Origin of the sequence: Pseudomonas sp. S9, assembly GCF_000222125.1 — a bacterium.
GTDB classification, from domain to species: Bacteria; Pseudomonadota; Gammaproteobacteria; order Pseudomonadales; family Pseudomonadaceae; genus Aquipseudomonas; species Aquipseudomonas segetis.
Window position 1 is genome coordinate 1 of the sequence record NZ_AFFX01000015.1, and the last position, 23,092, is coordinate 23,092.

14 protein-coding genes and 2 pseudogenes are annotated in these 23,092 nt (G+C 59.9%); 14 read left to right on the forward strand and 2 right to left on the reverse strand.

The window, feature by feature from the left end:
* The first annotated feature begins 143 nt into the window (after positions 1–143).
* The 6 genes and pseudogenes from PSES9_RS0121735 (at position 144) to PSES9_RS0121760 (ending at position 8,531) form a co-directional block, all read left to right on the forward strand.
* Positions 144–1,586 (forward strand): aldehyde dehydrogenase family protein, encoded by a 1,443-nt coding sequence (locus PSES9_RS0121735; protein WP_010490557.1) that lies wholly within the window; start codon positions 144–146, stop codon positions 1,584–1,586.
* A gap of 102 nt (positions 1,587–1,688) precedes the next feature.
* Positions 1,689–3,044 (forward strand): glucarate dehydratase, encoded by a 1,356-nt coding sequence (gene gudD, locus PSES9_RS0121740; protein WP_010490559.1) that lies wholly within the window; start codon positions 1,689–1,691, stop codon positions 3,042–3,044.
* A 63-nt stretch (positions 3,045–3,107) separates the two neighbouring features.
* Entirely contained in the window at positions 3,108–4,475 is a 1,368-nt protein-coding gene (locus PSES9_RS0121745; RefSeq protein WP_010490561.1) for an MFS transporter, read from the forward strand.
* Positions 4,476–4,501: 26 nt separating this feature from the next.
* Complete coding sequence (gene garD / locus PSES9_RS0121750; protein WP_010490562.1) at positions 4,502–6,058, forward strand: galactarate dehydratase; 1,557 nt, start codon at positions 4,502–4,504, stop codon at positions 6,056–6,058.
* Between the two features lie 103 nt (positions 6,059–6,161).
* A pseudogene (locus tag PSES9_RS24065) lies at positions 6,162–7,571 on the forward strand (FAD-binding oxidoreductase).
* A gap of 27 nt (positions 7,572–7,598) precedes the next feature.
* Positions 7,599–8,531: a 2-hydroxyacid dehydrogenase gene (locus PSES9_RS0121760; RefSeq protein ID WP_010490564.1), complete on the forward strand. Its 933-nt coding sequence runs from the start codon at positions 7,599–7,601 to the stop codon at positions 8,529–8,531.
* A gap of 47 nt (positions 8,532–8,578) precedes the next feature.
* Here PSES9_RS0121760 and PSES9_RS0121765 read toward each other — a convergent pair whose 3' ends face one another.
* Positions 8,579–8,977: a RidA family protein gene (locus PSES9_RS0121765; RefSeq protein ID WP_010490566.1), complete on the reverse strand. Its 399-nt coding sequence runs from the start codon at positions 8,975–8,977 to the stop codon at positions 8,579–8,581.
* Positions 8,978–9,114: 137 nt separating this feature from the next.
* Here PSES9_RS0121765 and PSES9_RS0121770 point away from each other — a divergent pair, with 137 nt between their 5' ends.
* Positions 9,115–10,047, forward strand: coding sequence for a LysR family transcriptional regulator (locus PSES9_RS0121770; protein ID WP_010490568.1), 933 nt, complete (start codon positions 9,115–9,117; stop codon positions 10,045–10,047).
* A gap of 116 nt (positions 10,048–10,163) precedes the next feature.
* Positions 10,164–15,089 carry an alpha-2-macroglobulin family protein gene (locus PSES9_RS0121775; RefSeq protein WP_010490570.1) on the forward strand — a complete coding sequence of 1,642 codons (4,926 nt, stop codon included), beginning with the start codon at positions 10,164–10,166 and terminating at the stop codon, positions 15,087–15,089.
* Positions 15,090–15,295: 206 nt separating this feature from the next.
* Here PSES9_RS0121775 and PSES9_RS0121780 read toward each other — a convergent pair whose 3' ends face one another.
* Positions 15,296–15,589 (reverse strand): hypothetical protein, encoded by a 294-nt coding sequence (locus tag PSES9_RS0121780; RefSeq protein WP_010490572.1) that lies wholly within the window; start codon positions 15,587–15,589, stop codon positions 15,296–15,298.
* Positions 15,590–15,801: 212 nt separating this feature from the next.
* On the opposite strand from PSES9_RS0121780, the gene pbpC reads away from it, so the two are divergent.
* The 6 genes and pseudogenes from pbpC (at position 15,802) to PSES9_RS24075 (ending at position 23,090) form a co-directional block, all read left to right on the forward strand.
* Positions 15,802–18,120, forward strand: a complete 2,319-nt coding sequence (gene pbpC / locus PSES9_RS0121790; protein ID WP_010490574.1) for a peptidoglycan glycosyltransferase PbpC — start codon at positions 15,802–15,804, stop codon at positions 18,118–18,120.
* Positions 18,121–18,233: 113 nt separating this feature from the next.
* Positions 18,234–19,100, forward strand: a pseudogene (locus tag PSES9_RS24070) (EamA family transporter); the annotation flags it as partial.
* Between the two features lie 213 nt (positions 19,101–19,313).
* Positions 19,314–20,237 (forward strand): glycine betaine ABC transporter substrate-binding protein OsmF, encoded by a 924-nt coding sequence (gene osmF / locus PSES9_RS0121800; RefSeq protein ID WP_010490579.1) that lies wholly within the window; start codon positions 19,314–19,316, stop codon positions 20,235–20,237.
* On the forward strand, positions 20,237–21,397 hold the full coding sequence (locus PSES9_RS0121805) for an ABC transporter permease (protein ID WP_010490581.1): 1,161 nt from the start codon (positions 20,237–20,239) through the stop codon (positions 21,395–21,397). Before osmF ends, PSES9_RS0121805 begins: the two co-directional genes overlap by 1 nt.
* Entirely contained in the window at positions 21,394–22,350 is a 957-nt protein-coding gene (locus tag PSES9_RS0121810) for an ABC transporter ATP-binding protein (protein WP_010490583.1), read from the forward strand. The genes PSES9_RS0121805 and PSES9_RS0121810 overlap by 4 nt, the downstream gene beginning before the upstream one ends.
* Positions 22,347–23,090 carry an ABC transporter permease subunit gene (locus PSES9_RS24075; protein WP_010490586.1) on the forward strand — a complete coding sequence of 248 codons (744 nt, stop codon included), beginning with the start codon at positions 22,347–22,349 and terminating at the stop codon, positions 23,088–23,090. Before PSES9_RS0121810 ends, PSES9_RS24075 begins: the two co-directional genes overlap by 4 nt.
* The last annotated feature ends 2 nt before the right edge of the window (positions 23,091–23,092 follow it).

The following is a 23,092-nucleotide window of genomic DNA, read 5'->3' on the forward strand; positions in this document are numbered from 1 at the left end:
GAAGAATACGAGCAACTCGCCGCACTGATGGCCAAGCAAGGCGCGCAGTAATTCATCTAGAACCCTTGGCGCGACTTGCCTCAAGGGCTCGCTAAACATTCAACGCGCCGTGGCGTGCTGCGGCCTGTTACCAGGAGGCTCTTGTGGCTGAGACAAAACGCTTTGAAAACTTCATCGGCGGCGAGTGGGTGGCTGGCGCTACTTATTCGGTGAACCGTAACCCCTCTGATCTGAGTGATGTGATCGGCGAATTCGCTCAGGCTGACGCCGCTCAGGTCGAGCAGGCAATTGCTGCTGCACGTGCTGCGTTTCCTGCCTGGTCGACCTCTGGAATCCAGGCGCGCAGTGACTCGCTGGATAAAGTAGGCAGCGAAATTCTTGCCCGCCGCGCAGAACTTGGCGAATTGCTGGCCCGTGAAGAAGGCAAGACATTGCCTGAAGCCATTGGCGAGGTGACTCGCGCTGGCAACATCTTCAAGTACTTCGCTGGCGAATGCTTGCGCCAGTCCGGTGAAGTACTGGACTCGGTGCGCCCAGGCGTGTCGGTCGAGGTGACCCGTGAAGGGCTGGGCGTGGTTGGCTTGATCACTCCTTGGAACTTCCCCATCGCAATCCCGGCCTGGAAAATCGCTCCGGCCCTGGCCTACGGCAACTGCGTCGTGATCAAGCCAGCTGACCTGGTGCCGGGCTGCGCCTGGGCAATCGCCGAAATCATTTCCCGTGCGGGCTTCCCGGCGGGCGTGTTCAATCTGGTGATGGGCAGCGGCCGTGTGGTCGGGGATGTGATAGCCAACAGCCCGAAAGTGGATGGCATCAGCTTTACCGGTTCCGTGGGTGTTGGTCGCAGCATCGCCGCAGCCTGTGTTGCGCGTCAGGCCAAGGTGCAGTTGGAGATGGGCGGCAAGAACCCGCAAATCATCCTCGACGACGCCGACCTGAATGTTGCAGTTGAACTGGCGGTACAGAGCGCATTCTACTCAACGGGCCAGCGCTGCACGGCCTCAAGCCGCTTGATTGTGACGGCGGGCATCTACGATAAGTTTATCGAAGCCATGGCCGCACGCATGAAGTCGATCAAGGTCGGCAACGCCCTGGAAAAAGGCGTGGATATTGGCCCGGTGGTCTCTGAGTCGCAGCTCAATCAAGACTTGAGCTACATCGAGATTGGCAAGGCTGAAGGTGCGCGCCTGGTCTGTGGTGGCGAGCGCGTCTCTTGCGAAAAAGAGGGCTACTACCTGGCGCCAACCCTGTTTGCCGACTCCACGGCTGACATGCGTATCAGCCGCGAAGAGATCTTTGGCCCGGTTGCCAACGTGATTCGCGTGGCTGACTACGAGGAAGCGCTGGCGATGGCCAATGACACCGAGTTTGGCCTGTCGGCAGGTATTTGCACCACGTCGCTGAAGTACGCCAATCACTTCAAGCGCCACGCTCAGGCGGGCATGGTCATGGTCAACCTGCCAACTGCCGGTGTTGATTACCACGTACCATTTGGTGGTCGTAAAGGCTCTTCCTATGGCTCGCGGGAGCAAGGTCGTTACGCCCAGGAGTTCTACACCACCGTCAAGACAACCTATATCGGCTGATACTTGAAAGATGTACGGCACCTCCTCGCAGGCGGGGAGGTGTCGTCGAGTGATGCAGCAGCATATGCAAGCCCTTCATAAGAATAATTTGGGTAAACAGCTATGAACACATCAAGCAATGGCCAGGCCTTCGCCGGCGCGCCAATGATTACCGAATTGACTGTCGTGCCAGTTGCTGGCCAAGACAGCATGTTGATGAACCTGTCTGGGGCCCACGGCCCGTATTTCACCCGCAACATCCTTATTCTCAAAGACAACGCCGGTCATATTGGCGTTGGCGAAGTACCGGGCGGCGAGTCTATCCGCCAGACCCTCGAAGACGCGCGCACCCTGCTGGTTGGCCAATCGATTGGTGATTACAACGGCATTCTCAATCGCGTGCGCAAGACCTTTGCCGATCGCGACTCGGGCGGCCGTGGCTTGCAGACTTTCGACCTGCGCATCACCATCCATGCCGTCACTGCGCTTGAAGCCGCTTTGCTCGATCTGCTTGGCCAGCACCTTGGCGTGCCTGTTGCCGCCTTGCTCGGTGAAGGCCAGCAGCGCGATGCCGTGGAAATGCTCGGCTACCTGTTCTACGTCGGCGACAAACAGCAGACCGACCTGGAATACCGCGATGAGTCCAATGCCGACGATGCCTGGTTCCGGGTACGTAACCAATGCGCAATGACTCCCGAAACCGTGGTGCGCCAGGCCGAGGCTGCCTACCAGCGCTACGGCTTCAAGGACTTCAAACTCAAGGGTGGCGTGTTGCAGGGCGCAGCCGAAGTCGAGGCCATTCGCGCCTTGGCCGAACGCTTCCCGGATGCCCGCGTGACCCTCGATCCAAACGGCGCCTGGTCGCTGAACGAAGCGGTGTCACTGTGCCGTGATCTGCACGGTGTACTGGCTTACGCGGAAGACCCATGTGGCGCAGAAAATGGCTATTCCGGCCGTGAAGTCATGGCCGAATTCCGCCGCGCCACTGGCCTGCCAACAGCCACCAACATGATCGCCACCGACTGGCGCCAGATGGGCCACACCATCTCCCTGCAGTCGGTGGATATCCCGCTGGCCGACCCGCATTTCTGGACCATGGCCGGTTCCGTTCGTGTCGCCCAGATGTGCAACGAGTGGGGCCTGACCTGGGGCTCGCATTCCAATAATCACTTCGACATCTCGCTGGCCATGTTCACCCATGTGGCTGCCGCCGCGCCGGGCAAAGTCACGGCCATCGATACCCATTGGATTTGGCAGGATGGTCAACACCTGACCCGCAACCCGCTGAAAATCGAAGGCGGCCTGGTGCAGGTTTCCAAGGCGCCTGGCATGGGTGTTGAGCTGGATTGGGATGCGCTGGCCAAGGCTCACGAGCTGTACAAGGCCAAGGGCTTGGGCTCGCGTGATGATGCGATTGCCATGCAGTTCTTGATTCCGAACTGGAAGTTCGACAACAAGAAGCCTTGCATGGTGCGCTAAACCGCGTGCAACTCACGTCAGTTCAACACTGGCGTGATCCTCAATCTTTGTTGAGTCAGCCAGATGTCCGCAGTCAAACAAGGGCGGGTGCGCTACAGCGTCCTGCTTATGCTGTTTCTCGCCACCACGGTGACCTTTGCCGATCGTTCAAGCCTGTCGATCGCCGGTTCCGCGATGCAGGCTGAGTTGGGTATTGATGCGCTGACACTTGGCTACATCTTCTCGGCATTCGGTTGGGCTTACGTTATCGGCCAGATTCCAGGTGGCTGGCTGCTTGATCGCTTCGGCGCCAAGCGCGTCTATGGGATCACTTTATTTTGTTGGTCAGTCTTTACCCTGCTGCAAGGCCTTGCTGGCGTGTTGCCGCTGGCTTGGGCAGTGGTGACTTTATTTCTTTTGCGCATGGCGGTTGGTTTTGCCGGTGCGCCTTGTTTTCCCGGAAACGCACGCATTATTGCAGCCTGGTTTCCCACTGCTGAACGCGGCACTGCCACTGCTATTTCAAGTTCGGCGCAGTACGCCGCGACGGCTGTTTTTGCGCCGCTGATGGGCTGGGTGGTGCAGGCGATGGGTTGGCAGCATGTGTTCGTGGTGCTGGGCAGCCTTGGCCTGGTGTTGTGCCTGGTGTGGCTGAGTGTCATGTTCGGCCCCCGTGAGCATCCGCGGATTGGCGAGGCGGAGTTCCGTCATATCGAGAAGGGTGGCGCCTTGCTTGATCTTGCCCCGCGTCCAGCTGGTGCTGCCGGCTTGCAAGGGCGCTACCTCAAGTTATTGCTGACCCAGCGGACCTTGATCGGGGTGTATTTTGGTCAGTATTGCAATAACGCGATCACCTATTTCTTTCTGACCTGGTTCCCGGTGTATCTGGTGCAAGCCCGTGGCATGACCATTCTTACCGCTGGCTTTGTTACTTCATTACCGGCCATAAGTGGCTTTGTTGGTGGCGTGCTGGGCGGGTTGTTCTCCGATGGTCTGCTGCGCCGGGGCTACTCATTGACCCTGGCGCGTAAATTGCCGATTGTCAGCGGTATGTTGCTGTCGAGTTGCATCGTTCTATGCCTCTACGCACAAAGCGATGCCGCCGTTGTCGCGCTGATGGCTTTGGCGTTTTTCGGCAAGGGCTTTGGCTCGCTGGGCTGGACGCTGGTGGCAGATACCTCGCCCCGGCAGATCATTGGTTTGTCCGGCGGCCTGTTTAATACCTTCGGCAATCTCGCGGCGATCACCACACCAATTGTGGTTGGCTACCTGGTCAGTCGCACCGGCTCATTTGATTCCGCGCTGATTTATGTCGGCGCAAACGCTTTGCTGGCGGTGATCAGTTATTTGTTCATCGTTGGTCGTATTCACAGGATCGAGTTGGGCGAAGAGACTGGACCAGGCGCCAATAGCGCTTTGCTTGGCCCCGCCACTTCTAACTCCGCATCCTGATCCTTATGTCACAGGAGAGCATGTCCATGCAGTTGATTCCCCATCAGGATTCGCCGCGCTACATCCGTCTGCACCCGGCCGATAACGTCGGCGTGGTGGTCAACGAGCAAGGTGTGGCAGCGGGCGGTTGCTTTGACGACGGCCTGGAAGCGGGTGAAGGTATTCCGCAAAGCCATAAGGTCGCACTGCAAGATATTGCCCTCGACGGCGAAGTGGTGCGTTATGGCGAGGTGATCGGCTACGCCCTGGAACCCATTGCCGCCGGGCGCTGGGTGACCGAAGCGCAATTGCGCATGCCCGAGCCGCCTGCCTTGGATAACTTGCCGAAAGCGACGATTCCGGCTGCCAGGGTTGAGCCGTTGGAAGGTTACAGCTTCGAAGGTTTCCGCAACCCGGACGGCACGGTTGGCACGCGCAATATTCTCGGTGTGACCACCACTGTGCAGTGCGTGGTTGGCGTGCTTGACCATTGTGTCGAGCGGGTGCGCAAAGAGCTGCTGCCCAACTATCCCTATGTCGATGATGTGGTCGCGCTGTCGCACAGCTATGGCTGCGGCGTGGCGATCAATGCGCCCGATGCCGTGGTGCCGATTCGCACGCTGTACAACATCAGTCGCAACCCTAACCTGGGCGGTCAGGCGCTGGTTATCAGCCTCGGTTGCGAGAAGCTGCAGGCCAGCCAGTTGATGGATGGCGATGCGCTGACCAATGGCATGGACGAAGAGGACTGGCTGTTCCGCCTGCAGGATTCGGGCACCGGTTTCAGCGGCATGATCGAACAGATCATGCAGATGATCGATGCGCGCCTGCAGGTGCTGAACCAGCGTCGCCGTGAAACCGTACCGGCCAGTGAGCTGTCGGTCGGCATGCAATGTGGTGGCAGCGATGCATTCTCGGGCATCACCGCCAACCCGGCGCTGGGCGTCGCCGCTGACTTGCTGGTTCGTGCCGGGGCGACCGTGATGTTCTCGGAAAATACCGAGGTGCGCGATGGCATCCATTTGCTGACCCCGCGTGCGGCGTCGGTCGAAGTGGCTGATGCCCTAATCCGTGAAATGGATTGGTACGACAAGTACCTGCAACGCGGCATGGCCGATCGCAGCGCCAACACCACGCCGGGCAACAAGAAAGGCGGGCTCAACAATATCGTCGAGAAAGCCATGGGCTCGATCGCCAAATCCGGCTCCAGCACCATTGCCGGTGTGGTTTCGCCGGGTGAGAGGATTCGCGGCAAAGGCTTGTGGTTCTGCGCGACACCCGCCAGTGACTTTATCTGCGGCACCTTGCAAATAGCCGCGGGCATGAACCTGCATATCTTTACCACCGGGCGCGGCACGCCCTATGGCTTGTCCATGGTGCCGGTAATCAAGGTGGCGACGCGCACTCAGCTTGCTGAGCGCTGGCCGGACCTGATTGACGTGGATGCCGGGCAAATCACCTCCGGGCGCATGACGCTTGAGGAAATGGGCTGGGCGATTTTCCAGCTGTATCTGGATGTCGCCAGCGGCAAGTCGCAGACCTGGGCTGAACGTCATCGGCTGCATAACGATCTGGTTTTTTTCAATCCGGCCCCGGTGACCTGAGTTTGGTTTCGCCGGGCCTGTTGTCGCGCGATACGGCTTGTCTTGCTGCGCGTTGAATATGGCAAGACGCGTTCCCAACCAACCCATTGTGGAGATTACCGTGCTGCACGAAAAACTGATTCGCGACATTGAGCAGGTGGTCGGCCCGGCCGGGCTTATAACCGACGCCGAGCGCATGCAGAGCTACCTCAGTGACTGGCGCAATGCATACAGCGGCAAGGCGGCGATGGTGGTGCGCCCGGCGAGCACCGAAGAGGTCGCGGCGGTCGTGCGCTTGTGCCATCAGGCGGCTGTGGCGGTTGTCCCCCAAGGCGGCAATACCGGCTTGTGCGGCGGTTCGATCCCTGACCAGAGTGGCGCCCAAGTGGTGTTGTCGCTGACCCGGATGAACGCGATCCGGGCGGTCGATACCGGCAATGAAACCATCACGGTCGAGGCCGGAGTCATTTTGCAGAACCTGCAAGAGGCCGCTGCTGAAGTCGGACGCTTGTTCCCGCTGTCACTGGGTGCCGAAGGCAGCTGTACGGTAGGCGGCAACCTGGCGACCAATGCTGGCGGCACCGCTGTTTTGCGTTATGGCAACATGCGTGACCTGACCCTCGGGCTTGAGGTGGTATTGCCCGACGGGCAGATCTGGAATGGCTTTTGTGGCTTTCGCAAGGGCAAAAACGGCTAAGACCACAAACAACTGTTCATCGGCGCCGAAGGCACCCTCGGCATCATCACTGCGGCGGTGCTCAAGCTCTATCCGGCGCCATGCAGCACCACTACGGCCTGGGTGGCGCTGCCAAGCACGGAGGCGGCCATCGAGCTGATCGCCCTGATGCGCGGCCAGTGCGGTGATCGCCTGACCGGCTTCGAGATGATGTCACGCCAGAGCGTCGAGTTTGTGGTCAACCATGTTGCTGGCTGCAATGACTTGTTTGCCCAGGTTTATCCTTGGTATGTGTTGATTGAAGTCAGCGATACCCTTGCCGATGCCGGGTTGGCGCAAATGCTTGAAACTGCGCTGGCGGATGCCTTCGAGCGGGAGATTGTGCTCGACGCAGTGATCGCCAGCAACGAGACGCAAGTGGCCGGTTTGTGGGCGATCCGCGAAGGGATTTCCGAGGCGCAAAATCACGAAGGTCCGAGTCTCAAGCACGACATCAGTGTTCCGGTGAGCAGTATTCCTGCATTTATCGAGGCGGCTGACCAACGTCTGCTTGAGGTCTTTCCCGGTGTGCGTATTGTGGCTTACGGTCATGTGGGCGACGGCAATCTGCACTTCAACATCAGCAAGCCTGTCGGTAGCGAGGATGCACCCTTCAAGGCGCAGGCCGAGGCGATCATGCAGGTTATCTATGATGCGACGCTGCAATTCAGTGGCAGCATCAGCGCCGAGCATGGCCTGGGCCAGTCCAAGCGCGAGGCGGCGGTGCGCTACAAAGACCCGCTTGAGCTCCAACTGATGCAGGCCATCAAAACCACGCTTGACCCTGCTGGGTTGATGAACCCCGGCAAGGTGCTCTGAAACGCATACAGACAACTAAGGAACCCCATGAGCAAGATTCTCCAGATTGGCCCCTTAAGTGAAAATTTCAACCAGGCACTGGCCGCTGAACACCAGGTAACAGCACTCTGGCAGCAGGCCGACCCACAGGCATTTCTGCGTGAGCAGGGCGCACAGTTCGAGCTGGTCGCGACCTCGGCGCGCTTCGGCCTCAGCGCCGGGCAAATGGAACTGTTGCCTTCGCTCAAGGCCATTTGCAGCTTTGGCGTTGGCTATGATGCTATCGCGGTGGAGCAGGCTCGCGACCGAGGTATTCCTGTCAGCACCACGCCTGATGTGCTCACCGATTGTGTGGCCGACCTGGCCATGGGCATGCTCATTGATATCGCCCGTCGCATCGCTGAATCAGACCGTTTCGTGCGTTCGGGCGACTGGGAAAAACGTGGGTTTCCCCTGGCCATGCGCGTGAGCGGCATGCGCATGGGCATTGTCGGTTTCGGCAGTATCGGCCAGGCAATTGCCCGCCGTGCTGGCGGTTTCGACATGCCGGTGCGCTACCACAGCCGTCGTCCGGTGGCGGATAGTCCTTACACCCATGAAGCCGACTTGCAGGAACTGGCGCGCTGGGCGGATTTCCTGGTCCTGGCATGCCCAGGTGGCGATGCAACCCGTAACCTGATCAACGCGCCGGTGCTCAAGGCCTTGGGGCACAAAGGTTATTTGATCAATATTGCCCGCGGTTCAGTGGTCGATGAGCCGGCGCTGATCGATGCCCTGCAACAGCATGTGATTGCCGGTGCGGCCCTTGACGTATTCGCCCATGAGCCCAGGGTGCCACAGGCCTTGCGTGAGATGAACAACGTCTTGCTGCTGCCCCATGTCGGCAGCGCAACAGTGCAGACCCGGCAACAGATGGAAGACCTGCTCACAGCCAATATCAAGGCTTTCGTCGAGTCAGGAAAGTTGCTGACGCCGCTTTGACTCGCAAGCGCTGAGGTCAGTCTTTAGACCCCAGCGCTGACCGAGGCTTAAGCCTGCTCTGGCAGTTTAGCCACGACTTTGATCTCGAACTGGAAACCATAGAGCCAGGTCACGCCCACGCAGGTGATATTGGGAAAGGGCGCATCACCCCAGAATTCAGGCACCACCTGCCAGATTCGTTCGAACTGTTTTTCGGGGTCGACGATAAACACCGTCACATCAACCACATCATCAAAGCTGCAATCAGCGGCTTGCAGAACCCCATTGAGATTGGTGAATGCCAGCCTGACCTGATCTTCCAGGTTCGGTTCGGGTGAGCCGTCTTCCTTGCTGCCCACCTGGCCGGATACAAATAGAAAACCGTTGGAACGAATGGCTGGCGAGTAACGGTTGGGTTCGTACAAGGCCTGGCGGCCAGCTGGAAAAACTACATCGCGCTTGTTCATGGTCCGTCTCCTTAATCGGCCTCGTTTGGCCCGTAATTAACTTGAAAACGACTTTATGGGCTTGTGCTCGGGCGATAAACCGGCAACCTTGTTCATCACTGTTTGTAGAAACCAAACAATCAACAAGGCTGGATGCTATGGACCGTTTTGATGCGATGCAGGCGTTTGCCCGGGTGGTGGAAACGGGCAGCTTTACCAAGGCGGCTGAAACCTTGCACATGAGCAAGACCACCGTGAGCCAGCTGATCCAGCAACTTGAGGCGCGCCTGAGGGTCAGGCTGCTCAACCGCACCACCCGCAAGGTTGCGCTGACCGCCGATGGCGCGGTCTTCTACGAGCGGGCGGTCAAGCTGCTCAATGATATGGATGATGCCGAAACCAGCCTGTCTGCTGCGGCGTCATTGCCCCGTGGGCGCTTGCGGGTGGATGTGCCGAGCCCCTTTGCCCGCCTGATATTGATCCCGGCCTTGCCTGACTTCCATGCCCAGTACCCGGATATCCAGATTGATATGGGCGTCAGCGACCGCATTGTCGATATCCTGGGTGAACATGTTGATTGCGTGGTGCGCGGCGGCGTGATAACCGACCAGTCACTGATAGCCAGGCGCATTGGCGACCTGCAATTGGGCATCTACGCCGCGGCGAGCTATTTGCAACGCCTTGGCACGCCAACGCACCCACGAGAGCTTGAAGACTCTACCCAGCGTACGGTTGGCTTTATTTGGGCGCGCACCGGCAAAGCGTTGGCCTACACCCTCACACGTGGAGCTGAACGCCAGCATGTTCAGGGGCGCCATGTCTTGGCGGTGGATGATGGCAATGCCTATCTCGCTGCCGGGCTCGCTGGACTGGGCGTACTGTGGTTGCCGGACTACATGGCCAGGGATCATGTAGCCGCTGGCGAGTTGGTGCCTTTGTTTCAGGACTGGCAGCTCGAACCCATGCCGATGTATGTCGCATTCCCGCCTAACCGGCACATCAGCATCAAGTTGCGGGTGTTCATCGACTGGGTGGCTGGGCTGATGCAGCAGCACGCGCCGTTGATCGAGCGCGGGGGTAATACAGGTTGATGCCGATCATCATATTTGAGCGGCAATTGGTCTAAAGTAGTGGGCTGGTGACGGCGCCCCACCGTGCTCGTCTATAGTGTCTGAATTTTACGCTCGCCATGACAGCGGAGGTTGCGATGCGCTACAAGGGAATATTGCTGGGCTTGGTACTGGGTTTGCTCGGTGCCTGTGATTCTTCTTCGGGAACAGCCCCAGCCCCGGTTGCCACGGCGCAAGCGCCTGATGCACCGTCCGTTGCCGCCAGCCCCGCGCAGCCCAAGCCGGCAATCGACCGACAAGCACTGGCCGAGCGCTACGCTGGTCGTGAACTCAGTGTGATCGACGCCTCCGAAGTACAGCTTGACGGTGCCAGCGCGCTGTCGGTGAGCTTCTCCGTACCGCTTGATCCCGATCAGGATTTTGCCAAGCGCCTGCACCTGGTCGACACCAAGACCGGTAAGGTCGACGGTGCATGGGAGCTGGCCGACAACTTGATGGAATTGCGCCTGCGCCATCTTGAACCCAAGCGCAAGTTGGTGCTGACGGTCGATGCCGGTGTGCGCGGCTTGAATGGCGCCACGCTTGGCGATGAAAGCATCACCCGCCTGACAACCCGGGACCTGCAAGCCAGCGTTGGCTTTGCCAGCCGCGGTTCGTTGCTGCCGACTCGCCTGGCCGAAGGGTTGCCGGTGATCGCCCTGAACGTCGACAAGGTCAATGTCGAATTCTTTCGCATCAAGCCTGAATCGCTGCCCGCGTTTCTCAGCCGCTGGGGGCGTAGCGCCAACCTCGACACCTGGGATGCGCAGTCGCTGTTGCCCATGGCTGATCTCGTCTACGGCGGGCGGTTTGACTTGAATCCTGCACGCAACACGCGTGAAACACTGGTGCTGCCAATCACCGGCCTTGAGCCGTTCAAGCAACCCGGGGTGTATCTGGCCGTGATGCGAGCGGCAGGCGGCTACAGCTACTCGCAACCCGCGACGCTGTTCACGCTCAGTGACATTGGCTTGTCAGCACACCGTTATCACAACCGCCTGGATGTATTCACCCAGGCGCTTGAGGGTGGGGAAGCGCAGGACGCAGTCGAGCTTGAGTTGCTCGATGCAAAAGGCAAGGTGCTGAGCACGGCGAAAACCGACAGCAAGGGCCACGCCCAGCTGCCGTTGACCAACAAGGCCGATGTGCTGCTGGCGCGCAAGGGGGCACAAACCAGCCTGTTGCGCTTGAACAGTTCGGCGCTGGATCTGGCCGAGTTCGATATTGCCGGGCCCAAGGCGCACCCGTTGCAGTTCTTTGTCTTTGGCCCGCGTGACCTTTATCGCCCGGGTGAAACCGTATTGCTCAATGCGTTGCTGCGTGATGCCGATGGGCGGCCGCTTAAGTCGCAGCCGGTGAATGTCGAAGGGCGCCGCCCGGATGAGCAGGTCAGCCGCAAGTTCGTCTGGACTGGCGACGACTCAGGTTTTTATCAATATCAACTGCAGTTGGCCGAAGAGGCGCCAACCGGGCGCTGGCAACTGGTGCTGGATTTGGGCGATGGCTCGCCACAGCTGTATGAGTTTTCGGTCGAAGACTTTTTGCCTGAGCGCATGGCGCTTGAGCTGAAGGGCAGCGAACAACCGCTGGCGCCGCAACAGGACGCGCAATTTGCAGTGACAGGTCGCTACCTTTACGGCGCGCCGGCGGCGGGTAATCGCATCAGCGGTCAAGTCTATGTGCGGCCATTGCGTGAGGCCGTCAAGAACCTGCCCGGTTACCAGTTTGGTTCGGTGACCGAAGAACAGCTCGATCAGGATATCGAACTGGATGAGCAAAAGCTCGATCCGCAAGGCAAGGCGACGCTGGATGTGGAGTCGCGCTGGTCGGACATCAAGTCGCCCGTGCAATTGATTTTGCAAGCCAGCTTGCAGGAGTCTGGCGGGCGGCCCATAACCCGGCGCCTGATTCAGCCGGTATGGCCCGCCGAGCGTTTGCCTGCGGTGCGTGGCCTGTTCGAGGGTGACGAGGTTGATGCCGATAGCCAGGCTGAGTTTGAAGTGCTGGTGGCTGACCCCGATGGCAATAAGCTGGCAGCTGATCAACTGACGGTACGCCTGGTCCGTGAGCGCCGCGATTACTACTGGAACTTCTCCGACAACGACGGCTGGAGCTATCACTACAACGAGAAGTACCTCAACCTGAGTGAAGAAAACCTCAGTGTTGCGGCCGATGGCACCGCCAAAGTCAGCTTCCCGGTGGAGTGGGGGCCATATCGCGTTGAAGTGATCGATGGGCAAACCGGTATGTTGAGCAGCCTGCGTTTCTGGGCTGGCTATCGCTGGCAAGACAACGCCGATGGCGGCGCCGTGCGCCCGGATCAAGTCAAGCTGGCCCTGGACAAACCGGCGTACGCCGAGGGTGAGACCGCCAGGGTAACAGTCACTGCACCGGCAGCAGGCAAGGGCTATTTGATGGTCGAGTCGAGCGACGGGCCTTTGTGGTGGCAAGAAGTTGAAGTCCCAGCCGAGGGCAAGAGCTTCGATATTCCAATCGCCAAGGACTGGGCACGCCATGACCTGTATGTCAGCGCATTGGTGATCCGCCCTGGTGAGCGGGCAAGCAATGCCACGCCCAAGCGTGCCGTGGGGCTGTTGCATCTACCGCTGCAGCGAGCCGAGCGCAAGTTGCAGCTGAGCCTCGACGCACCGGAGAAAATGCGCCCGTTGCAACCCTTGAACATCAAGGTCAAGGTGCGTAACGCCGACGGCAGTATCCCCAAGCAAGCGAAAGTACTGGTGGCGGCCGTTGACTCCGGAATCCTGAGCATCACCGATTACGCAACGCCGGACCCCTTCGCTAATTTCTTCGGTCGTAAAGCCTATGGCGCCGACCAGCTGGACGTGTATGGCCAGTTGATCGAAGCCGGGCAAGGACGCCTTGCCAAGCTGGCATTCGGTGGCGACGCGGCGTTGGCGGCTGGCGGCAAGCGCCCGGATACCAGCGTGCTCATTGTCGCGCTGCAAGCCAAGCCCCTGAGCCTGGATGCGCAGGGCGAAGGCGTGGTCAGTCTGGATATTCCGGATTTCAACGGCGAGCTGCGGTTGATGGCGCAAGCCTGGAGCACGGATCATTTCGGCATGGCCGAGGCTAAAACCCTGGTTGCCGCGCCGCTGGTGGCCGAGCTGTCGGCGCCGCGCTTTATGGCTGGGGGTGACCAGACCACCTTGGCGCTCGACCTGACCAACCTCTCGGGGCAGGCGCAAAGTCTCAAGGTCAATGTCACCACCAGTGGCCAGCTACGCAGTGAGTACAGCGAGCAGTCGCTGCAACTCAAGGATGGGCAGCGCAATACCCTGCACATCCCGGTCAGGGCGCTTGGCGGTTATGGCCAGGGCCATATCAAGGGGGCCGTGCAAGGTCTGGAGGTAACCAATGAGGTGCTCGGGCCCTTTGCCCGCGATTGGGACTTGGGGATTCGTCCCGCTTACCCCGCGCAGGTCAAGCAGTATCGCAGCGTGATCAAGGATCAACCCTGGAGCCTGCCGGAAGGTGCGCTGGATGTGTTTGAGGCGGCTGGGCTTGAGGCGCGGCTGGCGGTTTCCAGTCGCCCGCCGCTCAACCTGGGTGAGCAGATTCGCGCGCTCAAGGCGTACCCCTACGGTTGCCTGGAACAAACCACCAGCGGCTTGTATCCGTCGCTCTATGCCGATTCCAGCATACTCAAGCGTCTGGGCATCACTGGGGAGCCGGCACAGCAGCGCAAACGCGCGATCGAACTGGGGAGCGAGCGCTTGCTGAGCATGCAGCGCTACAACGGCAGTTTCGGCTTGTGGGGCGCGGACAGCCCGGAAGAATACTGGCTGACTGCTTATGTGACTGATTTTCTGCTGCGTGCCCGCGAACAAGGCTTTGCGGTACCGGCCGAGGCGCTTAAAAAGGCCAATGAGCGGCTGTTGCGCTATGTACAGGAACGTAACCTGGTTGATGTCGATTACAGCCAGAATGTCGAACACAGCCGGTTTGCCGTGCAAGCCTATGCGGGCTACGTGCTTGCGCGCAGCCAGCAAGCTCCCCTGGGCGCCTTGCGTAGCCTGTATGAGCGTCGTGGCGATTCCCGCTCAGGCTTGCCGCTGGTGCAACTGTCGATTGCCTTGGCGAAGATGGGCGACCAGCCCCGCGCTGACACAGCATTGGCCGAAGGCCTGGCACGGCAGCGTGCGGCCAACACCTGGCTGGCGGACTACGGCAGCCCTCTGCGCGATGATGCCTTGATCCTGTCGCTGCTGGAGGAGAACAACCTGGCGGCGAGTAACCGTGAACAGCGCTTGTTCAAGTTGGCCGATGAGGTGGCAAGTCATCAGTGGTTGTGGACCCAGGAACGCAATGCGTTGTATCTGGCCGGGCGCACCCTGCTGAGCAAACCCGAGCCTGACTGGAGTGCGGCCTTGCGCAGCGGCGACTTCAGCTTTGACCTGAGCAATCAGCAGTCCGGTATCAAGCTCGATGGCACTGAGCTTGCCGCGCCATTGACCATCAGTCATCAAGGCGATGATGCGTTGTACCAGCAACTGAGTATTTCCGGTTACCCGGCACAGGCACCGGCACCGGCCGCTGGAGGTACGAACCTGAGCATTGAGCGTGATTACCTGGGCATGGATGGCAGGCCTCTGGATGTCACTGATCTGCAAAGTGGTGAATTGGTGCTGGTGCACCTGACTGTGCGTGCTACAGAGCAGCGAGTGCCGGATGCCCTGGTGGTGGATCTGCTGCCTGCCGGGCTGGAGCTGGAAAATCAGAACCTGGCCCAAAGCGCGGCAAGCCTGGATGACGCCAGCCACCAGGTGAAGGATTGGCGCGATTCGATGCAGAACGCAGGTATCAAGCATCAGGAGTTTCGTGCCGATCGCTATGTGGCTGCATTGAATGTAAGCCGTTACCACAGCAGTCATTTGCTCTATCTGGCGCGGGCTGTTACGCCGGGAAGCTACCGTGTGCCACCGCCGCAGGTTGAGTCGATGTATCGACCCAGCTGGCAGGCTTTGGGGCATGCCCCGGCGCGCATGGTGGTCAAGCCGCGTTGATCGACTGGCAGCCCGTGGCTAGCTGCTGCGGGCTGCAACACAGCGCGTTGAGGGCTCGGCCCTTCGGGGCGCAACAACGGCAACGACCGTCGCACGAACGACTGCCGCAGCAACGGCTGCCGCAGTAACGACTGGCGTACTAAAGTGCGTTCAGCCTAAAGGATTTGAGCGGCTTTTCGACAGGATATGGCTGGTGCAGTAGTTGCTCAGGTAATCAAGCCGCTCAGCAGCCACAGGCCCAGGAAAGCCCAGATCAAACCTGCGATAATGCCAGCCCGCATAAAGGCGCGAACCGCTTTGTAGAGCATTAGCAAACCAATGATCAGGACCAGAACACTGAGGATGGACGGGGTAATGCCAAGGGTTTTCGACATGCCATTGATAAAGCCTCCAATGGCACCACCAAATGCGTTGAAAAAGCCGCTGAGGGCATCGACTATAAACTTGACCACGGCGCCAAATGCCTGGCCGAGTGACTCAAAAAAACCTGCTACCTGCATCGTGTTATTCCCTTCAATTCCGGGCTCATCATACCCGAGCCTGAGCAGCCTGCCTTGCTCACAATAACCGCCAGTGTGCCATTCATTCGCCTTTGCTGCTGGCGTATTGGTCTGCAAAGAGCAGTGCCGGGTTCCCCTTGCGCCGTGAAATATTCGCTGTACAGGGGATGGCTTTGACCGCGCAAATGCTCGCCAGGTGGCGGCGTCTGCCCATGCGTTGGCGGCTGCTGGTTGTGATGCCAGTGGTGCTTGTCGCCGGTTTATTGATACTCGACAGGGTGTTTCCCTTGCCGATGCCCGGTGATGACCAGGCGCGGGTGGTGTTGGCCGAGGATGGCACGCCGCTGTGGCGTTTCGCAGATGCCGAAGGTGTATGGCGCTACCCTGTCACCATCGACCAGGTTTCGCCCTATTACCTGCAAGCGCTGCTGACCTATGAAGATCGTTGGTTCTACCAGCACCCGGGCATCAACCCGCTGGCGGTGCTGCGTGCGGGTTGGCAGAATCTTAGCGGTGGGCGGGTGGTTTCAGGCGGCAGCACCTTGTCGATGCAAGTGGCTCGGTTGCTTGATCCGCACTCGCGCAGCCTGGCGGGCAAGCTCAAGCAAGTCTGGCGCACGGTGCAGCTTGAGTGGCATTTGTCGAAGGCGCAGATTCTCACGCTGTACCTCAATCGTGCGCCTTTTGGTGGCACCTTGCAGGGGGTTGCAGCAGCGAGCTGGGCATACCTGGGGAAGCCTCCCAGCCAGTTGACCCGTGCTGAAGCCGCGTTGCTCGCGGTGCTGCCCAAGGCGCCAAGCCGTCTTCGGCCTGATCGTCATCCGCGGCGGGCGCAAGCCGTGCGAGACAAAGTCCTGCAGCGTCTTGCTGCCTTCGATGTATGGCCGCAATCGGCGGTTAATGACGCGCTCGAGGAGCCGGTATTGCTGGCGCCCAGGCAAGCACCACGGCTGGCGCCGCTGTTGGCCCGCCGCTTGAATACGCCGGGCAGCCCAGCGTTGATTCACACCACTATAGATGCGGCCCTCCAGCGCCGCCTTGAAGACCTGCTGGTGGGTTGGAAGGCCCGGTTACCCGCACATACATCGGCGGCGATACTGGTGGCCGAGCTGCCAAACATGGCGGTGCGCGCCTATCTTGGCTCGGTCGACCTGGCGGACAGCCAGCGTTTTGGCCATGTGGACATGGTCAGGGCAACGCGTTCACCGGGCTCTACGCTTAAGCCCTTTTTGTATGGCATGGCCCTGGATGCGGGGCTGATCCACTCTGAGTCGTTGTTGCAAGATGTACCGCGTCGCTACGGTGATTACCGGCCGGGTAATTTCGCCGCTAACTTCAGTGGCCCAGTGTCGGCCAGTTCAGCCCTGGCGCTGTCGCTGAATCTGCCAGCAGTACAGCTGCTTGAAGCCTACGGGCCCAAACGCTTTGCCGGAGAACTGCGCAGCGCGGGCGTGCCCCTGGCATTGCCGCCATTGGCCGAGCCTAACCTGTCGTTGATTTTGGGCGGTGCGGGCAGTCGGCTTGAAGAGCTGGTCAGTGGCTACAGTGCTTTTGCCCGTGGTGGAAAAGTCGCGCGGCTGCGTTACCAGCCTCAAGCACCTTTGTATGAGCGGCGCCTGTTGTCACCAGGGGCCGCCTGGATCATTCGGAAAATACTCAGCGGTCAGGCGCGGCCCAGTACCGACCCCCATGCAGAGCTGGTGCAACGGCCAACCCTGGCGTGGAAAACAGGCACCAGCTACGGTTTGCGCGATGCCTGGGCAATAGGCGTGGCGCCGCGCTATGTGATCGGGGTATGGATTGGCCGCCCCGACGGTACGCCCGTGGCGGGTCAGTTTGGATTGGCATCTGCGGCGCCGCTGTTGCTGCAGGTGCATGACCTGCTGGTCAATCGCGACAGCCAGCGCGGTATTGCCCTGCCACGTGATCGGCAACCTGCCAGCGTTGGCGTCGCGGCGATTTGCTGGCCGCTGGGGCAGCCACTCGACAGCAAAAGCGATAATTGCAGGCGCCAGCGGTTTGCCTGGACCTTGGACGGCACCACGCCGCCCACCCTGCAAGCCCAAGACCAGCCACTGGGCCTTGGCCTGCTTGAGCGCGTATGGCTGAATTCGCAGCAGTTGCGTGTCGACGCCAGTTGCCCCGGTGCCACCGCGCGTGATGTGGCCCTGTGGCCCGCACCGCTTGAACCCTGGCTGCCGCGCCGGGAGCGTAGAGCCGCACGCTTGCCCGCGCCGGACCAGACATGTGCGCCACAGGCCGCACCTAACACAGCGCCACTTTCGATTGTGGGCGTGCGTGATGGCGATCGTTTGCGCCAGCCGGCAACCAGTGACCGGGCGTTGCGTATTGAGCTGACTGCGTTGGGCGGCAACGGTCGGCGCTGGTGGTTTCTGGAGGGCAGGCAGGTTGCTGAAACCGCAGCCGATGAGCGCTTTGTCCATGTTTTCAAGCGTACCGGCGAGTTCCAGTTGAGCGTGCTGGATGAGAGCGGGCAGACGGCGTTGCTGCACTTCAGTGTTTTACCCTAGGGCTGGAGGATACAGTGCACTGTACAGCCTGAATTTTCCCTGACTGTACTGCTCTTGTTGCACTCGGCAGTGTTTAGATAGAGGCTTTGCAAGCGCGAGCCCGGAGTACGCCGATGACGCCCAAAGACGTGTTTTTTGCCCTGTTGGTGATCCTGGTCTGGGGGCTCAACTTTGTGGTGATCAAGGTCGGCTTGCATGGTGTGCCACCGATGCTGCTCGGCGCCTTGCGTTTCACCTTGGCGGCCATTCCGGCGATATTCTTTATCAAGCGGCCCAACTTGCCGCTGCGCTGGTTGATTGCCTACGGCATGACGATTTCGTTCGTTCAGTTCGCCTTCCTGTTTTCTGCCATGTCGGTCGGTATGCCGGCGGGGCTCGCCTCCCTGATCCTGCAGTCCCAGGCATTCTTCACCCTGATGTTCGCCGCCCTGGTGCTTGGCGAGCGGGTACGGACCAGCAATATCATGGGGCTGGTGGTGGCGGCAGCAGGTTTGTTGCTGATTGGCATGCAAAGTGGCGCGGGCATGACCTTGGCCGGGTTCGGGCTGACGATTTGCGCCGCGGTTATGTGGGCCATGGGCAACATCATCACCAAGAAGGTTGGCCAGATAAACCTCGTCAGCCTGGTTGTATGGGGCAGCCTGGTTCCGCCGCTGCCATTTCTGGCGATGTCGCTACTATTTGAGGGCCCGGGGCAAATCGAGACATCGCTCCGCAATATCAGCCTGTCGTCGATCATGGCCATTGTTTACCTGGCGTTTTTCGCAACCATCCTTGGCTAGGGCTTATGGAGCCGGTTGATGTCCCGTTATCCGGCCAGCCAGATCGCGCCCTTCTCGATGCTGGTGCCGGTTATCGGCTTGAGCTCATCGGCGTTGCTGCTCAATGAACAGTTGAGCCAGCTGCAAATGCTGGGTGCGCTGCTGGTGATGGCCGGATTGCTGATCAATGTATTTGGCGGCCGGGTATACGGGCGGCTGGTCGCGCCCAAATCCTGGGCAGGTCGCACCTGCCGATTGCGTCTTATGACCGGCCTTTACTTGGCGCTGGCGAGCGCACTGCTTTACTCTTATGCCATCACATGGATGTCAGAGATGACTGGACCGGGATAAATGGCGGCCCAGTCATTGCGTTTGGCATCGTTTTGGGCGCTCGAATAAAGGCGTCGAACTGACCAGGATCGGGGGCATAAGATGTCGTTATCTTCGCGCTTCAAGCAGTTTTTTCATTGTCTGTTGATGTTTTCGGTACTCAGCGTCCCGGCGGCATATGCAGCAAAACCTGTGGTTGTCTCGTCGAAGATCGATACCGAGGGCGCAGTCCTTGGCCAGTTGATCGCACAAACCCTCGAGCGCGGCGGCGTGCCGGTTAGCCTGCGTCTGCAGCTTGGTGCCACCAGCATAGTGCGCAAGGCGCTTATCGCCGGCGAAATTGATATCTACCCCGAATACACCGGCAATGGCGCCTTCTTCTTCAATCGAGCAGACAGCGATGTCTGGAAGGACCCGAGCAAAGCCTACAACACGGTCAAGGAGCTTGATCTGGCTGCCAACCAGCTGGTTTGGTTGCCGCCAGCCAATGCCAATAACACCTGGGCGATGAGCGTGCGCGGTGACCTGGCCCGCGAACATACCCTGGTGACACTCGATGACCTGGCCAAGTACCTGAAGCAGGGCGGAGACTTCAAGTTCGCCGCCAGTGCCGAGTTTGTCGACTCGCCAACCGCCTTGCCAGCCTTCCAGAAAGCCTATGGTTTTAGTCTCAAGGCCGATCAGCTCGTGGTGCTTTCAGGAGGCAATACTGCCGCCACCTTACGGGCCGCCGCACTGCAAACCAACGGTGTAAATGCCGCCATGAGCTACGGCACTGACGGCGGCTTGAGTGCGCTTGATCTGGTTGCATTGACCGACAGCAAAGGTGTGCAGCCGGTGTATCAGCCTGCGCCTTTGGTGCGTGCCGATGTGCTCAAGGATTATCCGCAGATTGAAACCCTGCTGGCGCCTGTATTCGCGGCGCTGGATGAAAAAGTCCTGCAAAAGCTCAACGCCGATGTGGCGGTCAATGGGGCAGATCCACAAGCGGTGGCGCGTAACTTCCTGGATGGCCTCGCTGATTGATGACAAGTGAGCCCAATCGCGTTGTCCTGACCCTGGCGTTGCTGGCGCTGTTGATCGTCTGCCTGGGCGACTTTGCCAGTGTACAGGCCAATCGAATTGTCCCGGGGCAGGGGCTGGGCTTGCTGGCCGGTCCGGGTTGGCCCTGGATGACAGGGATTGTCGCCGGCTTGCTCGGCTTGGCGGGCCTGGCCCTGCGGCCGACAGGCAGGCGCTATGGGCTGATGCTGGGCCTAAGTGGCGCCTTGCTGATCCAGCTCCCGGTGGCGCTCGCCTGGTTTGTCCAGCAGCACATCAGTGCCGAGCAGCCTTACGCGCGGGTGGGCTTGGCGGCCAGCTGCTGGAGCCTGTTGTTCATTGGTGCGCTGTTGCTGGTTGAGTTGCAGCAGCGCGTTGTCGTTGGGCGGCACTGGGTCAAGTTGATCCTGGTGCTGTTGCTTGGTGTCAGCTGGCTGTTGATTGGTACGGGCGCCCTGGCACCTCTGGCCTTGCTGCGTGAGTACAGCAGCCGCAGCTCGACCTTCTGGCAATTGCTTTACGGGCACCTGAGCCTGGTAGGCGGCGCATTGCTGGCGAGTTTGTTGATTGGCTTGCTGGTGGCTTGGCTGATCCTGCGCGTTCAGCCTTTGCAGCGTCCGGTATTTGCCCTGCTCAATTTTTTTCAAACCATCCCGAGCCTGGCCTTGTTTGGCTTGCTGATCGCGCCACTGAGCTATTTGTCCGCGCATTCGCCCCTGCTGCAGCAGCTCAACGTGCGCGGTATTGGCTGGGCCCCGGCGTTGCTGGCCTTGATTGCCTACAGCCTGCTACCAGTGGTGCGTAATACCTGTGTGGCCTTGCAAGGCGTTGCCGCCGATGTGATCGAGTCGGCGCGCGGCATGGGCATGAGCGGTTGGCAGGTCTTCACCCAGGTGCAACTGCCGCTGGCATTGCCGGTGATTATCGAGGGGGTTCGCATTACCACTATCCAGGCGATTGGTCTCACCGCGGTCGCGGCGCTGATCGGGGCCAGTGGCTTTGGCAGCTTTATTTTCCAGGGGCTGGGACAGGGCGCGATGGATCTGGTATTGCTCGGCGCTTTACCGACCATTGTCCTGGCGCTGCTGGCGGATGCCTTGTTCAGTAGCCTGGCGTCATGGGCCAGGGCGGGAGTGCAAAGATGAGTGATGCTGCCATGATCGAGTTACGCAATGTCAGCCGCCAGTTTGGCGATATTACTGCGGTGGACAAACTGTCGCTGCGCATTGAAAAAGGTGAGATCTGCGTTTTTATCGGCACTTCCGGCTGCGGTAAATCAACCACCTTGCGCTTGCTCAACAAGTTGATCGACTGCTCCAGCGGCGAGATATGGGTCGATGGTGAGGATGTTGCCAGCCTCGACAGCAAGCTGCTTCGCCGGGGCATGGGCTACGCGATCCAAAGCACAGGCTTGTTCCCTCACTGGACGGTGGAGCGCAATATCGGAGTGGTTCCACGATTGCTGGGTTGGTCGGCTGACAGGATTGATGCGCGGGTTCGAGAGCTGCTTGAGTTGCTTTCGCTGCCCTACGCAACCTTTGTGCATAAGTTTCCCAGCCAGCTTTCCGGTGGCCAGGCCCAGCGTGTGGGTGTTGCTCGCGCGTTGGCGGCCGACCCGGATATCCTGTTGATGGACGAGCCCTTCGGCGCGCTCGATCCCATCACCCGCGAGGCCTTGCAAAACGAGCTGCTGAGAATCCAGTCGCATATCCACAAGACCATAGTCTTTGTCACCCACGACATTGACGAGGCCTTGCGCCTGGCAACGCGGATCGTGGTGATGGACAAAGGCCGGATTGTCCAGCACGACACGCCGGAAAACCTGCTGAACAATCCGGTCAACAGCTTTGTCGAGGACCTGCTTGGCCAAGGTGAACGCGGTCTCAAGCGTGCCAGCCTGGAACGGGTCGAGGACTTTATGCTGCCCCTTGGCGCAGCAGGCCTGCCAAGCCTGTCCATTGAAGCCGGCAGCAGCTTGCGCCAGGCCCTGTCGCTGATGCTGTGGCAGCGCGCCGATCTGTTGTGTGTGCGTGATCAGGCGCAGGTGCCGCTGGGCATTTTGCCGATCAGTGCATTGCTGCAAAGCAAAAGCTCATGATCGCCATCATCAAGTATTGGCGGGGGCCGCTTTTCTGGTTGGCATTGCTGTTACTCGCCGTATTTTGCATGGGCCAGTTCGAGTTCCTGTTCCGCCAGTTGACGCCCGACGCGGCCGAGGTGATTTATCACCGTGAGAGCTTCGCTCAATTGCTCCTCAACCACTTGCTGGTTGTTGCCGTGGCCGCATGCCTGGCGATCATTATCGGGGTTCTGGCCGGGGTAGTTGTTACGCGCAGTTGGGGGCGGGACTTTTTACCCCTGGTCAGCCAGGTTGCATCCATTGGCCAAACCTTTCCGCCGGTTGCCGTGCTGGCGTTGTCAGTGCCGTTACTTGGTTTTGGTGACCTGCCGACTATTTTTGCGCTGATGCTTTATGGCTTGTTGCCGTTGTTGCGCAATACCCTGGCGGGGTTGCAAGGGGTTGCGGGTTCTACCCTGGAAGCGGCTCGCGGGATTGGCATGTCGCCGCTGCAGGTATTGCTCCAGGTTGAACTGGCGCTGGCCAGCCCCGTGATCCTGGCCGGTATCCGCACCTCTGTAACCATTACCATCGCCACGGCGGCGATTGGCTCGACCATTGGCGCTAGCACGCTGGGCAACCCGGTGATTGCCGGCCTGGTCAACGGTAATACAGCTTATGTATTGCAGGGCGCTGTGCTGATTGGCTTGCTGGCCGTTTGCGTCGACAGCACCTTCGAGCGCATCCAGCATGGGCTTGCCCTGCGTTACGGTGGTTGAGC

Bases quoted from the DNA above. Each gene is read 5' to 3' on its own strand.
- gudD (WP_010490559.1), top strand. From the start codon at position 1,689: ATGAACACATCAAGCAATGGCCAGGCCTTCGCCGGCGCGCCAATGATT.
- PSES9_RS0121745 (WP_010490561.1), top strand. From the start codon at position 3,108: ATGTCCGCAGTCAAACAAGGGCGGGTGCGCTACAGCGTCCTGCTTATG.
- garD (WP_010490562.1), top strand. From the start codon at position 4,502: ATGCAGTTGATTCCCCATCAGGATTCGCCGCGCTACATCCGTCTGCAC.
- PSES9_RS0121760 (WP_010490564.1), top strand. From the start codon at position 7,599: ATGAGCAAGATTCTCCAGATTGGCCCCTTAAGTGAAAATTTCAACCAG.
- PSES9_RS0121765 (WP_010490566.1), bottom strand. From the start codon at position 8,977: ATGAACAAGCGCGATGTAGTTTTTCCAGCTGGCCGCCAGGCCTTGTAC.
- PSES9_RS0121770 (WP_010490568.1), top strand. From the start codon at position 9,115: ATGGACCGTTTTGATGCGATGCAGGCGTTTGCCCGGGTGGTGGAAACG.
- PSES9_RS0121775 (WP_010490570.1), top strand. From the start codon at position 10,164: ATGCGCTACAAGGGAATATTGCTGGGCTTGGTACTGGGTTTGCTCGGT.
- PSES9_RS0121780 (WP_010490572.1), bottom strand. From the start codon at position 15,589: ATGCAGGTAGCAGGTTTTTTTGAGTCACTCGGCCAGGCATTTGGCGCC.
- pbpC (WP_010490574.1), top strand. From the start codon at position 15,802: ATGCGTTGGCGGCTGCTGGTTGTGATGCCAGTGGTGCTTGTCGCCGGT.
- osmF (WP_010490579.1), top strand. From the start codon at position 19,314: ATGTCGTTATCTTCGCGCTTCAAGCAGTTTTTTCATTGTCTGTTGATG.
- PSES9_RS0121805 (WP_010490581.1), top strand. From the start codon at position 20,237: ATGACAAGTGAGCCCAATCGCGTTGTCCTGACCCTGGCGTTGCTGGCG.
- PSES9_RS0121810 (WP_010490583.1), top strand. From the start codon at position 21,394: ATGAGTGATGCTGCCATGATCGAGTTACGCAATGTCAGCCGCCAGTTT.
- PSES9_RS24075 (WP_010490586.1), top strand. From the start codon at position 22,347: ATGATCGCCATCATCAAGTATTGGCGGGGGCCGCTTTTCTGGTTGGCA.